The organism is Domibacillus robiginosus (assembly GCF_000966195.1).
In the GTDB taxonomy this organism is placed as follows: Bacteria; Bacillota; Bacilli; order Bacillales; family Domibacillaceae; genus Domibacillus; species Domibacillus robiginosus.
On sequence record NZ_LAHL01000005.1, the window covers coordinates 1 to 12009 of the forward strand.

A 12009-nucleotide genomic window follows, 5' to 3' on the forward strand; every position below is an offset into this window, starting at 1 on the left:
TTTGTCTACAGTCTGAAATCCGGCCTATTAAAATAAGGCCGGATTTTTCTTTTAACGACGGCATCCGCATCCGCATCCACGGGTATGGCCAGGATTAGAACCAGAACCAGGGCCCCATCCCCAGTTATTTCCTGGGTAACCGGGATCAACAACTTCGTTACGTGTGATCGGCTGATAGATGTGGCGTGGTACGTTTACAATGTGCTGACGATTAATCGTCACCACTGGATGAATAACTGGAATTTCACGTTTAATATACGTATCTTTTATTACGCATTGCGGCGGACAGACGATTGGACGAACATGACGACGCATATTTTTCACCTCCACGCTTCTATACAAATAGTAAATGCATCAGCCTTCCTTTCCGCAACGGACAAACATCCAGCAATTCAAATAAACTTACATAATATCAAGCGGTACTTTTCGTTCAGGAGCTAGAAACCGCTCGTTCAGCCTACCCAAAAAGTTAAACCCTTTCCTTATTATATGAATCTGTTCCCTTTATCGTTTGAACATCCAACAATAAACAGCCGAGCCGGTAAAATGCCGGCTCAGCTGACTTTGGGAAAGTGCATTAAGCTGATTCTTCCTTTATCGCATAAGCTTTACGCCACGAAATTTGTGCCACTATTAATAGGATAAGAGCAGCAATACCAATGACTGCATAAACTGTAAATCCGGCTGCATATGTGCCGGTCATTTGTTTTAATGTACCCAAAATATTAGGAACAAAAAATCCGCCTACACCGCCAGCGGCACCAACAACGCCTGTTACCATGCCGATTTCCTTTTGAAACCGCTGTGGAACAAGCTGGAATACAGCGCCGTTCCCCATCCCAAGGCACATCATGCCGATAAATAACATAATAGTAACGATTGTTAAGGAAGGCAGCGTGCTAACGCCAAACATCATGACTGCTACACCGATAAATAAGAATTTAAGCAGTGCAGCTCCACCGATTTTATCAGCAATCATCCCACCGACGGGACGGAACAGGCTTCCGGCAATTACGCAAAGCGTGACGAAATCACCTGCGCGAACACTGGTTAAACCATATTGATCCACAAAGAAAATACTTAAAAAGCTGGTCAGCCCTACAAATCCACCGAATGTCACACTGTACAGTAAACAAAAATACCAGGTATCCCGCTGTTTAAACACTTTAAAATAGTTGATAATCGGCTGAGGCTCCGGCTGTGTCGGCGCATCTTTAGCAATAAGTACATACGTAATAAAAACGAGTGTAAGAGGAATAAGAGCAAGGCCCATCACGCCATTCCAGCCGTATACCTCTGCCAGGCGCGGACCAAACAGGGTTGCCAGTACAGTTCCGCTGTTTCCAGCGCCGGCAATGCCCATTGCCAGCCCTTGAAGATGAGGTGGATACCAGCGGCTTGCCATGGGCAGTGCAACGGAAAAGCTTGCGCCGGCAACCCCAAGCAAAAGGCCGATAAAATAAAGCTCTGTCATGGAATTTCCGAAAAGCCATCCCCATAAAAGAGGAATCATGGTTACGGTCATGCCGCCAATAGCGGTTTTACGAGGACCGATTCGATCTGTTAGGATGCCGAGAATAATACGGAAAAAAGAGCCGGCCAAAATTGGAATCGCCACAATCAATCCTTTTTGAGAAGGGGAAAGGCCAAAGTCCTGCGTAATATAGACCCCGAGTGCTCCAAGCATAACCCAAATCATAAAGCTGATGTCAAAGTACAAAAACGACGCCAGTAAAGATGGTGCATGGCCGCTTTTTTTTAATTCTGCTAGTTTCATGTGTTCCTCTCCTTCACGTTAAGTAGTGGATAAGTTGCTTACCGTTAGTGTAGGTGTGTGAAAAGATACTTTCCATATACTTGTTAGAAAACCTTACTAATTATTTTAAAAAATCAAAAAAATCTGATTGACTTTCGAAAAAACGTTTTATATTGTGTTAGTTAAGCTGACACGAAAAAAGGAGTGATCATGATGAAAATCATAACGATGATGTGGGTATGGATAGCGAACGGAGATGCCTGCACAGAATCGGCCCAATCACTGCATACATCATTTACGGGGAACGAAACGTATTGGAACCCGGCCTTCAAAGCGGACTAAAAAGAAGAGAGGGGTTTCTCCATGAACAAAAGAAAGCTAGTTGTGGTTGGAAACGGGATGGCCGGTGTTCGTGCGGTAGAAGAAATTTTAAAGATTCAGCCAGATAAATTTGAGATTACGATATTTGGGAAGGAGCCGCATCCAAACTACAATCGAATCTTACTGTCTAAAGTTCTTCAAGGAGATACGACGGTCGAAAGCATCACCTTAAATGACTGGTCATGGTATGAGGCAAACGAAATTACTCTTTATACAGGTGAGCCAGTCGTACAAATTAATACAAATCAAAAATATGTTGTAACCTCCAAAGAGCGTTTGGTGCCGTATGATGAATTAATTCTTGCAACGGGTTCTCTACCGTTTATGCTACCGCTTCCGGGCGCTAAAAAAGAAGGCGTAACCGCGTTTCGCGATATATATGACTGCGAGAAAATGGTTAAAGCTTCCCAAAAATACGAAAAAGCTATCGTTATTGGCGGCGGGCTTCTTGGTCTTGAGGCAGCTCGCGGGCTTCTTAATTTAGGTATGAAGGTAGACGTCGTGCATATCGGCGACTATATTATGGATCGGCAGCTTGATCCAGTCGCTGCCCGTATGCTTCAAAGGGAGCTGGAGGAGCAGGGAATGAACTTTCTGCTTCAAAAACATTCATCAGAAATTACCGGCCATAAACGGGTGAAAGGAATTCGCTTTTCAGATGGAAGCTGGCGTGAAGCTGATTTGATCGTGATGGCTGTTGGCGTTCGGCCAAATACGGGAGTCGCTGCTGGTACAGACATTGAAGTAAATCGGGCTATTGTGGTGGATGACTACATGCGCACGAACATTCCGCATATATACGCGGTTGGGGAATGTGCAGAGCATCGCGGCTTCGTATATGGTCTAGTGGCGCCTTTGTATGAACAGGGTAAGGCGCTGGCTGCCGCTCTGTGTGACCAGGAGCATCCAGGCTATCAGGGATCTGTACTTTCTACACAATTAAAAGTATCTGGTGTCGATGTTTTTTCAACAGGGGAATTTATGGATAGCGATGAAACACAGTCGATGCAATGGATAGACGGTATTCATAACACATACAAAAAAATTGTCATAAGAGACGGTAAAATTGCCGGTGCCGTATTGTTCGGCGATATATCAGAAGGTGCCCGGCTGCTTGGGATGATTCAAAAGAAAACAAGTTATAAAGTGCTTGAAAGAGAAATGGCCCAGGGCAATGACAGCAAAGATGAACAAATTGCCGCTATGGCTGATCATAATATTGTCTGCGCATGCAACGGTGTATCAAAAGGAAAGATTATAGAAGTTGTTTGCGAGCAGTCGCTTGAAAGTGTTGAAGATGTAAAAGCGTGTACGAAAGCGTCAGGTTCCTGCGGAGGCTGCCGTCCGGTTGTAGCAGATATTCTTGATTTTATTAAAAGAAACGGAGCAGAAAAGGAAATAGAAAAAGAACCAATCTGCGCATGTACCAATGCTGAACACGGAGATGTGATTCAAGCAGTACAGCATTACCCGAACGATTCGGACGCTCAGCTGATGAGCCGGCTTGGCTGGGAATCAGATGGAGGGTGTGATGTATGTCGACCGGCTCTTCACTATTACATGAGTGTACACAGCAATCTTATTCCGGATATTGTGGAGGAACGGGCTGCAGATGGAACCTATATGGCAGCTCCGCGTATGTATGGCGGCATTACAGGAGCCGAGCAGCTTCGAGTCATTGCAGACGTAGTAGAAAAGTATAATATCCCGCTTGTGAAGCTTGCAGCTGGGCCAAGAATGGAGCTTTATGGCATTGAAGAGCAGGCGATTTCCGATGTGAGAAAAGCACTTTCTTCTGCTGTGTTTCCATGTGGAACAGGGCTTCGCGCTGTCGGCACATGTGCGGGTATACGTTATGCAAAGCATGCACTTCATGATTCGTTAACCCTGGGTATGCAGCTGGAGGAGCGGCTTGAATCGTTCATCTTTCCGACTGAATTGACAATTGCTATTTCCTCGGGCCTTGATGATGAAGCCGAGGCACACGGAGAAAACATTGGCTTAATCGGGGCACCAGGCGGATGGGAATTGTATATATCGGGTGAACGGCTTTATGTGGCCATGAAGCCGGAGGAAGCTGTTCAAATGACAGAAGCATTGCTTACGTATTATCGTATATCGGCATTTTATGGAGAAAAAATGGACAGCTGGGCCGAGCGGCTTGGTTTAACATTGATTCGCGAAGAAATGTTAAGACGAAAACGTCGAGAGTCATCCGTTCAAAATCAACAGGCAGCCGCTGCCTTGTAAAGCAGGTGAGAAGATGGAAACAGCAGTCGAAAACGCAATGAAAACGGTGATGGAAACACAATGTCCTTTTTGCAGCGTTCAATGTAAAATGACGATCACAGAAACAATAGAAAAGGGGCAGAGCACTTATCATGTTGAGCCAAAACAAAATGCAGCTTCAGAAGGCCGTCTTTGTATTAAAGGACTGAACGCTTATCAGCATGCACTGACAGGTGAAAGAATTACGGAACCGCTAATGAAAAAAAACGGCCGTTTCGTGCCGGTTTCATGGGAAGAAGCGTACAAAAAAATTGCAGAGCAGTTTACAGCACTGCAACATCAATTCGGCCGTGATGTGATTGGCGTATATGGAGGCGGCTCGCTAACCAATGAAACGTCTTATACACTCGGAAAATTTGCACGGGTAGCCCTTCAGACGAAGTATATTGATTACAACGGCCGATTTTGCATGTCAGCGGCGGCCACAGCTGGCAACCAGGCGTTTGGCGTTGACCGTGGGCTAACCAATCCGCTGTCGGAAGTAAGGAAGTCGGACTGTTTGATTCTGGCGGGAACCAATATTGCTGAATGCCAGCCGACATTGATGCCCTACTTTAGAGATGCAAAAGAAAATGGCGCGTTTATGATCGTTATTGATCCGCGCAGCACCTCGACAGCTGAAATGGCAGATCTGCATTTGAAAGTAAAACCAGGCACGGATGCTGCGCTTGCTAACGGTCTGTTGAAAGTCATTGTAGATGGCGGATTTATAGACGAAGCATTTTTAGCTGCGCGTACAACGGGATTTCAAGAAGTAAAAGAGCATATCGATTCACATAAGCTTGAGGATATCGCCGCTTTCACAGGTGTGCCTCAAGCGGATATCGAAGAAGCAGGCCGGAAATTTGGTCAGGCCGCCTCCGGAATGATTTTAACGGCCCGGGGCGTAGAACAGCAAACAGATGGAGCAATGGCTGTGCGGAATTTTATTAATCTGCTGCTTGTCACAGGCAAAATTGGCAAGCCGGGGAGCGGCTATGGAGCGGTTACAGGCCAGGCGAACGGGCAGGGAGGACGGGAGCATGGCCAAAAAGCAGACCAGCTGCCGGGCTACCGGTCGATTGAAAATGATGAGCATCGTGCTTATATAGCCAAAGTGTGGGGTGTTGAACCTGACAGTCTGCCGGGCAAAGGTGTATCTGCGTATGAAATGATGGAAAAAATACATGCCCAGGAAATTCGCGCGCTATTTTTAATGGGGTCAAATCCGATTGTCTCCAATCCAAACGCAAACTTTGTAGAAGAAGGGCTGAGGAAGCTGGACTTCCTTGTTGTAGCTGATATGCTTTTCTCAGAGACTGCCCAGCTGGCAGACTTAATTTTGCCTGCTGCTGCTTATCTGGAAAATACAGGAACATTGACGAATGTAGAAGGACGTGTGCTGCTTCGGGAAGCTGCTCGTCCAGCGCCAGGGTCCGCCAAGCAAGATTGGGAAATCCTTTCCGATATTGCTACGCTCATGGGCAAAGGCGTTTACTTTTCTTATAAAAACGCTGAAGCAATTTTTGAAGAGCTCCGTCTGGCAAGCAAAGGCGGCATTGCCGATTATTATGGTATTACCTACGACCGGCTTCGCAAAGAAGAAGGTATTTATTGGCCTTGTCCATCGCTGGAGCATTCAGGTGAAAAAAGGCTGTTTGAAACATCGTTTCCAAAGCCGGATGGAAGGGCCGTAATGGTTCCAGTGCCGAATGAGTTTCCGAAAGAACGAGCAGGGGGAGAATATCCACTTACCTTAACGACCGGCCGGGTACTTGGACACTATTTAACAGGGGTGCAGACACATAAAAGCCCTACGCTTGAAGCGCGGCAGTTTGAATCATTTGTAGAAATTCATCCTAAAACAGCCCGGCGCTTAAAAATTGAAGACGATGCGCTTGTGAAGGTGCAATCCCGACGTGGTGAAGTCATCGTCCGCAGCAAGCTGGCGGCAACGATTCGTGAAGATACGATTTTTATGCCTATGCACTGGGATGGTATTCAAAATGTAAATAAATTGACCAGCGAAGCCCTGGATCCGTCCTGTAAAATGCCTGGCTTCAAGGTATGCGCGGCCAAAGTTACACCTGTTTTAGCGGCAAGGTAAAACAATCCGTTTTGGATTGTTTTTTTTATTGGTTTTCTTTGTATTTGTGAAAGTCAAGTGGTGTATTAATGTTGATAAAGGACGGCTCATCTTGAAAAGAAACTGTTTTAAAAGGAATCCTGTGTAAAAGCGCCAGTAAGCTTTTTTTTCCTTCTCCTAACGTTTCATTCATGTAAGGAAGGCAGCGCCGGTGGTATAAAGCGACAAGCGGCTGCAATTTCGCTCCTTCTGCTGGCACAATCGCGCTATAATCAGGATGACGATGTAAAAGCAACTGCCTGATAAACGCTTCTCTTACAAAGGGAATGTCAGCGGAAAGCACAACAAACCACTCAGGCTCTTTAAACTGCGAGATAACATGATGAAGAGCAAAGAGCGGACCTTGATGCGTAGTGGTTTCCACCACCAGCTCGAATCCAGCCCGATCAAACCGGTCAGCAAGGAAACGGTTTGTAGAAAGAATAATTGGCTGCAGCCCATTGGCCCGAAGCGCATCTACACTATGCTCGTAAAAAGGCTTTTCTTTATATCGCTCAAACATTTTTGGGCGGCCATATCGTGATGACTGGCCGCCGGCAAGTACAATACCGGCTGTTTTCATCTTTATCACTCCTGAAGCTATTATAACGCGGAGGTTGCTTTCATGAAAAATGTATTTCAAGTAGTAGGCTATCAAAACAGCGGCAAAACCACATTGATGGAAAAGCTAATCCAGGCGGCCGCTGCGCGCGGGGCACGTGTTGCGTCCATTAAGCATCACGGTCACGGAGGTATGCCGGATGGGCAGAAAGACAGCGCCAGACACCAGCAGGCGGGAGCCGTTATAGCTGGTGTAGAAGGAGAAGGAGTCCTGCAGATAGCCATTACACAGGATCAATGGACGCTGCAGCAGATTCTTAGTTTATACAGCTCTTTTCCAGTAGACTTCATTTTTATAGAAGGCTACAAAGGAGAACCGTACCCGAAGGCGGTTTTGATTCGCAGTGAGGAAGACCTGCCGCTTTTATCTCTTTCGAATATCCAATGTGTGATCAGCTGGAGAGACATCCCTGAAGGCTCAGCTGATTGTCCGGTATTCCGGTTGAACCAGGAAAAAGAGTACCTTTCATTTATCTTAAGAAAAGCCGCGCTGGACTAAAGCGCGGCTTTTACTCGGAAAGCACAATTTCCTGTTTATTGGATCCATCGAGATTCATTTTAAACAAGTGATAATCCGGCTTTCCTTTTGCAAAGTTCGGATCGGTCATAAAATAAATAGTATGCCCAGAGGGATGAAAAACGGGAGAACCTGCATATGTACCAAAAGATGTGAGCGCCTGCGGCTGCTTTAACTGGTTATTGTACCGAAACAGCTCGTACTGGAAAGTATCGGCTGTTTCTTCATTGGCTACAGCTTGATACACCATGTCACCAGTTGGTTCATGAAAGGCATAATCAGTCACTTCCAGATGTGTTTTGGGCGTTGTATAAGGCTTTACTGTAGACTGGCCATCGAGTGAAACTGTCCAGACAGATGACTTGCTTTCAAACATATCAACCGTTTCATCCTGCATCAGTACAAGAGCAGAAGTACCATCCGCGCGGACATGCAGGCCGCTCATACTATATGAATTCAATGTGGTCAGCCGTTTTTTCGCACCAGTGGATAAATCATATCGGAAAATGTCTGAATGGGCTCGCTCACTGGCTAAGCCAATGAAGTAAAGACTGTTTCCATCTTCTGAGAATTCAAGACTTGAAGCTGCCTGATTTCCTTTAAATAAAAGCGTTTGTCTGCCAATAGAAAAATCTACTATGTAAACGTCTGTACGGACTTCTCCTGTTTCTATCACATCACCTTCCTGAATAGCAATAAAAGCGGCAGCTGAGCCGTCCGGTGACACATCCACATCGGTAACCAGCTGGTCAGCTGGCAGGCGGGTGACTTCTTTGTCTGTTTTATTTTTTTCTGAAAAGATTCGTAAAGATGGAATACCGTCCTCATGTTTTACATAAAATATGTCTCCAGCAGGTGAAAGGTCAAATACATCCGTTAACCCATTTTGTTTTTCAGCGTCTGTTTTTTGAAAGGCAATACCCGTTGACACCAGGACAGCCCACAATATAAAAAATCCGCCCAATATCCAAGCTGTTTTCTTTTTCAATGGCTCGCCCCCGTTGCTAAAATCATTCAGAAAACAAAAGAAAGTAAGCGCCTATGAATAAAATACCGATCAAAGGCAAAGTCATCAGCCAATCGTGGGTGTTTCCCTCCTTACTCCAAAGAACCAGCTGAACTTTGTAAAGCACAACCCAAATCAAAAAAGGAATAAGAAGCAGCAGGAGCATAAGAGAAGGACCTGCCAGGACAAAAGAAATGAACAGAAGAAAAAGCGTTACCGCGCCGTATAAAAGGCCAGTCGTAATATAAAAAGCATGAATTCTTTTTAGCATTTTTGGCTTTTTCCCCATTACATTCAATCGATAAAAAAGAAAAACAGTAAATCCAATAAGCACCCATACAATGATCGACAGAGCAAACTTGCTGATATGCTCAAGGTAAAGCAGAGAAACCCATCCGTAAAAGAATAAAATCAGCTGTGCAGCGAGTAAAATACTTACATGTGTTGGGTTTGGTTTTTCAATTCGGCTTGTGAACAGAAAAAAAGCTGACGCAGCAAGTGAGAGCGTCATCCAGTAAAAAAGCGCGTCACCATTCGCGAAAAGAAGAGCAGTGTACAAAGCTGTTGTAAAAAAAGCGGAGGACAAGCCAAAGAAAAACAATTCTTTTGACGGGAACGTAGTCATAAGAGCTCCTTTTCATATCCTTATATTTCCATAAATAAATTATATAACCAAAAAAGCAGCTATGCAAATATCGACAAATATTTCATATCCAGCGATGAATAAGAAGCTTCTTTTAAGGATATCCTCTTGTTACAAAGGAGATGGATAGAATGTGGAAATGGATGATAGCAGTTGTTTTGCTGTCTGGATGTATGGCGGATGAAGAGCCAAAAGAGATGTCAGCCCCAATGAACGAACCCCAGGATGCTGCTCAAAATCCAACAGAGCCGCTTCGAGTTATGAAAAAAGAAGAAACAGGACAATATTTAGCCGATTCGGCTGGTATGACACTTTACTATTATATACACGATAAAGAGGGTGCCTCTGCCTGCACAAATCACTGCCTTGAAGAATGGCCGCCTTTTTACCTTGGTTCTAGTAAAGTACCAGAAGGCTTCAGCCGGAGCGATTTCGGTGTTATTACACGAAAAGATACAGGTGAAAAGCAGTCTACGTACAAAGGATACCCACTATACTATTTTTCGCGTGATCAGATGGCCGGTCAAACGAACGGGTACAGCGCGGATAACGAATGGTATACTGTTAACAACGCCATTGAACGTATAGCACAGGCAAACTAAAAAACGGCTGTCCTTATAATCCGGACAGCCGCTTTTTTATGTTTTCAGAAGAAAGCGGCTCTGCATACAGATAGCCCTGTGCTTCCGTACAGTTCAACGCCCGCAGCAGCCGAGCCTGTTCCTCGGTTTCTACTCCTTCTGCAATCACCTTTAAATTTAAATTTTGAGCAAGATCAATGATCGTTTTTACAATTGCTTGATGGTGTTCTGTTAAATCCTGAACGAAAGACTGGTCAATTTTCAGCTTTGTAATGGGGAATCGGCTCAGGTAGCTGAGCGAGCTGTAGCCGGTGCCAAAGTCATCAATGCTGACATGAACACCAATATCACGCAGCCGGTTTAAAACCTGCTCTGCATGAGCGACATCAGCGGTCATACTCTCGGTAATTTCAACATCCAGCCATTTGGGCGAAAGGCCGGTCCGCTGCAAAATCTGCTCTATCTGCTCGGCAAAATGCTTCTGCATAAATTGTCGAAGTGACACATTTACACTCATGCACACGGGCGGCAGTCCTGATTCCTGCCATGCTTTGTTTTGAGCACAGGCAGTCTCAAGCACCCAGGTGCCAATAGGAATAATCAGGCCGGTTTCTTCGGCAAGCGGAATAAAATCGGCCGGAGAAACAGGCCCGATTTTCGGGTGATTCCAGCGGATCAATGCTTCAACGCCGATGGTTTGTCCTGTTTTTATATCGATTTGAGGCTGATAATCCAGGTGAAAATGCCCCTGCTCAAGGGCACGGTGCATTTCCCGTTCAAGCATCATTTTATTACTCATGTCGCGGTGCAAATCGCTTGTGAAAAACTGATAATTGTTTTTGCCGCTTTCTTTGGCAAAGTACATAGCAGCATCTGCGTTGCGTATAAGCGTTTCTGCCTCTAATCCATCCTGTGGATACATACTGATGCCGATACTTGTGCTAATGAAAATATCGAGGTTTTCAATCAAGAAAAAGTGGCTGATCTCTTTTTGAATTCGTTCGGCAATCAGCTGCGCTTGTTCGTGCGTAATGGAGGGCAGCAGGATGGCATATTCATCTCCACCAAGCCGGGCTGCTATATCGGCGCGTCTAATACACTTTTGAAGCCGAAGGGCTACTTTTGCAAGCAGGAGATCTCCTGTATTGTGGCCAAGTGTATCGTTTATGTTTTTAAACCGATCCAAATCAAGGAACATAACCGCAAAGGATTCCTGTGACTGCGCTGAATGATGTAATGTTTCAGTCAGCTTTTTTTGAAATTGGCGCCGGTTCGCAAGACCGGTTAAGTCATCATAATGAGCCATTTTTTTCACTTGTCTTTCGGTTTCCTTGCGCTCTGTAATATCAATAGCTGTGCCGATGACTTCCGTCACTTTCCCGTTTTCAAAAAGCGGTGAAAGATGCACAAGCAAAACAAATTCAAGCAAAGTCAATTCGAAATTTACCTGTTCCCCTGCAAATCCTCGTTCCAAATAACCTGCTGCATACGAAAAAGTACGTTTTGAAACAAGATCTTCCAGGCGGCTTTCCCTAGGCCAATTGGACGACAGGCCCATCTTTTGGGCCAGCTTTCCTTCCAGCATTGTTAAAATAATATGGCCTGCTTCATTTTTTCGATATTTAAATACAGCATTTTGCAAGTGCTTGACTGTAGTTTGAAATTCATTTTTCTGCGCTTGCTTTAATGCTTTTTCTGTTTGATGCTTGTCAGTGATATCTATGTCAATCGAAAGGAAATTTACCAGGCAACCATTTTGATCCAGAATAGGCACGACGGTCGCATTGATACTGTAAATCGTCCCATCTTTTGCACGATTGTGCAGCTCGCTTTGCCAAACCTGCCCCTGTTTTAACAAATGCCACATGCTATTGAAGTGATCAGTTGGGTACAGACCTGAATCAAATAGTGAGTGTTTTTGCCCAATGATTTCTTCCAGGTCGTATTTTGACAGTTCACAGAATCGATCATTTACGTATAAGATGACTCCATCTTTGCTTGTAATAGAAAGGGAAAAACACTCGTCCAGGGCATGGACAATCGATGAAACATCGTGCAGATGGTTTAACATAGACTCCAACCTTTCGCTTTCTGTTCTATCTAGGTCTATT

General features: G+C 44.9%; 11 protein-coding genes. 5 read left to right on the plus strand and 6 right to left on the minus strand.

The window, feature by feature from the left end; translation table 11 throughout:
- Positions 1-51 precede the first annotated feature (51 nt).
- Both VP97_RS03425 and VP97_RS03430 read right to left on the minus strand, forming a co-directional pair.
- On the minus strand, positions 52-315 hold the full coding sequence (locus VP97_RS03425) for a hypothetical protein (RefSeq protein ID WP_050180283.1): 264 nt from the start codon (positions 313-315) through the stop codon (positions 52-54).
- 262 nt (positions 316-577) lie between these two features.
- Positions 578-1777: a nitrate/nitrite transporter gene (locus VP97_RS03430; RefSeq protein ID WP_050180284.1), complete on the minus strand. Its 1200-nt coding sequence runs from the start codon at positions 1775-1777 to the stop codon at positions 578-580.
- 192 nt (positions 1778-1969) lie between these two features.
- Here VP97_RS03430 and VP97_RS24685 point away from each other — a divergent pair, with 192 nt between their 5' ends.
- From VP97_RS24685 to nasC, 3 genes are read left to right on the plus strand one after another with little or no spacing between them, the layout of a single operon-like run.
- Positions 1970-2098 carry a hypothetical protein gene (locus tag VP97_RS24685; protein WP_281175072.1) on the plus strand — a complete coding sequence of 43 codons (129 nt, stop codon included), beginning with the start codon at positions 1970-1972 and terminating at the stop codon, positions 2096-2098.
- A gap of 21 nt (positions 2099-2119) precedes the next feature.
- Positions 2120-4387 (plus strand): nitrite reductase large subunit NirB, encoded by a 2268-nt coding sequence (gene nirB, locus VP97_RS03435; protein WP_050180285.1) that lies wholly within the window; start codon positions 2120-2122, stop codon positions 4385-4387.
- Positions 4388-4400: 13 nt separating this feature from the next.
- The gene (nasC, locus tag VP97_RS03440) at positions 4401-6512 is read left to right on the plus strand and encodes an assimilatory nitrate reductase catalytic subunit NasC (protein WP_245629822.1); all 2112 of its coding nucleotides are present in this window, start codon (positions 4401-4403) and stop codon (positions 6510-6512) included.
- Between the two features lie 25 nt (positions 6513-6537).
- On the opposite strand, the gene mobA is transcribed toward nasC, so the two are convergent.
- The gene (gene mobA, locus VP97_RS03445; RefSeq protein ID WP_050180286.1) at positions 6538-7113 is read right to left on the minus strand and encodes a molybdenum cofactor guanylyltransferase; all 576 of its coding nucleotides are present in this window, start codon (positions 7111-7113) and stop codon (positions 6538-6540) included.
- A gap of 42 nt (positions 7114-7155) precedes the next feature.
- Here mobA and mobB point away from each other — a divergent pair, with 42 nt between their 5' ends.
- Positions 7156-7650, plus strand: coding sequence for a molybdopterin-guanine dinucleotide biosynthesis protein B (mobB, locus tag VP97_RS03450; RefSeq protein ID WP_050180287.1), 495 nt, complete (start codon positions 7156-7158; stop codon positions 7648-7650).
- Positions 7651-7660: 10 nt separating this feature from the next.
- Here the strand turns inward: mobB and VP97_RS03455 are convergent, their stop codons facing one another.
- Complete coding sequence (locus tag VP97_RS03455) at positions 7661-8656, minus strand: TolB family protein (protein WP_050180288.1); 996 nt, start codon at positions 8654-8656, stop codon at positions 7661-7663.
- A gap of 22 nt (positions 8657-8678) precedes the next feature.
- The gene (locus VP97_RS03460; protein ID WP_050180289.1) at positions 8679-9299 is read right to left on the minus strand and encodes a hypothetical protein; all 621 of its coding nucleotides are present in this window, start codon (positions 9297-9299) and stop codon (positions 8679-8681) included.
- 149 nt (positions 9300-9448) lie between these two features.
- Between VP97_RS03460 and VP97_RS03465 the strand changes: the two genes are divergently transcribed.
- Positions 9449-9919: a COG4315 family predicted lipoprotein gene (locus tag VP97_RS03465; RefSeq protein WP_050180290.1), complete on the plus strand. Its 471-nt coding sequence runs from the start codon at positions 9449-9451 to the stop codon at positions 9917-9919.
- 13 nt (positions 9920-9932) lie between these two features.
- On the opposite strand, the gene VP97_RS03470 is transcribed toward VP97_RS03465, so the two are convergent.
- Positions 9933-11969, minus strand: coding sequence for a sensor domain-containing protein (locus VP97_RS03470; RefSeq protein ID WP_245629823.1), 2037 nt, complete (start codon positions 11967-11969; stop codon positions 9933-9935).
- Positions 11970-12009 lie beyond the last annotated feature (40 nt).

Coding starts and splice junctions, on each gene's coding strand:
- VP97_RS03430 (WP_050180284.1), bottom strand. CDS start 1,777: ATGAAACTAGCAGAATTAAAAAAAAGCGGCCATGCACCATCTTTACTG.
- VP97_RS24685 (WP_281175072.1), top strand. CDS start 1,970: ATGAAAATCATAACGATGATGTGGGTATGGATAGCGAACGGAGATGCC.
- mobA (WP_050180286.1), bottom strand. CDS start 7,113: ATGAAAACAGCCGGTATTGTACTTGCCGGCGGCCAGTCATCACGATAT.
- VP97_RS03425 (WP_050180283.1), bottom strand. CDS start 315: ATGCGTCGTCATGTTCGTCCAATCGTCTGTCCGCCGCAATGCGTAATA.
- VP97_RS03470 (WP_245629823.1), bottom strand. CDS start 11,969: ATGTTAAACCATCTGCACGATGTTTCATCGATTGTCCATGCCCTGGAC.
- mobB (WP_050180287.1), top strand. CDS start 7,156: ATGAAAAATGTATTTCAAGTAGTAGGCTATCAAAACAGCGGCAAAACC.
- nasC (WP_245629822.1), top strand. CDS start 4,401: ATGGAAACAGCAGTCGAAAACGCAATGAAAACGGTGATGGAAACACAA.
- nirB (WP_050180285.1), top strand. CDS start 2,120: ATGAACAAAAGAAAGCTAGTTGTGGTTGGAAACGGGATGGCCGGTGTT.
- VP97_RS03460 (WP_050180289.1), bottom strand. CDS start 9,299: ATGACTACGTTCCCGTCAAAAGAATTGTTTTTCTTTGGCTTGTCCTCC.
- VP97_RS03465 (WP_050180290.1), top strand. CDS start 9,449: ATGTGGAAATGGATGATAGCAGTTGTTTTGCTGTCTGGATGTATGGCG.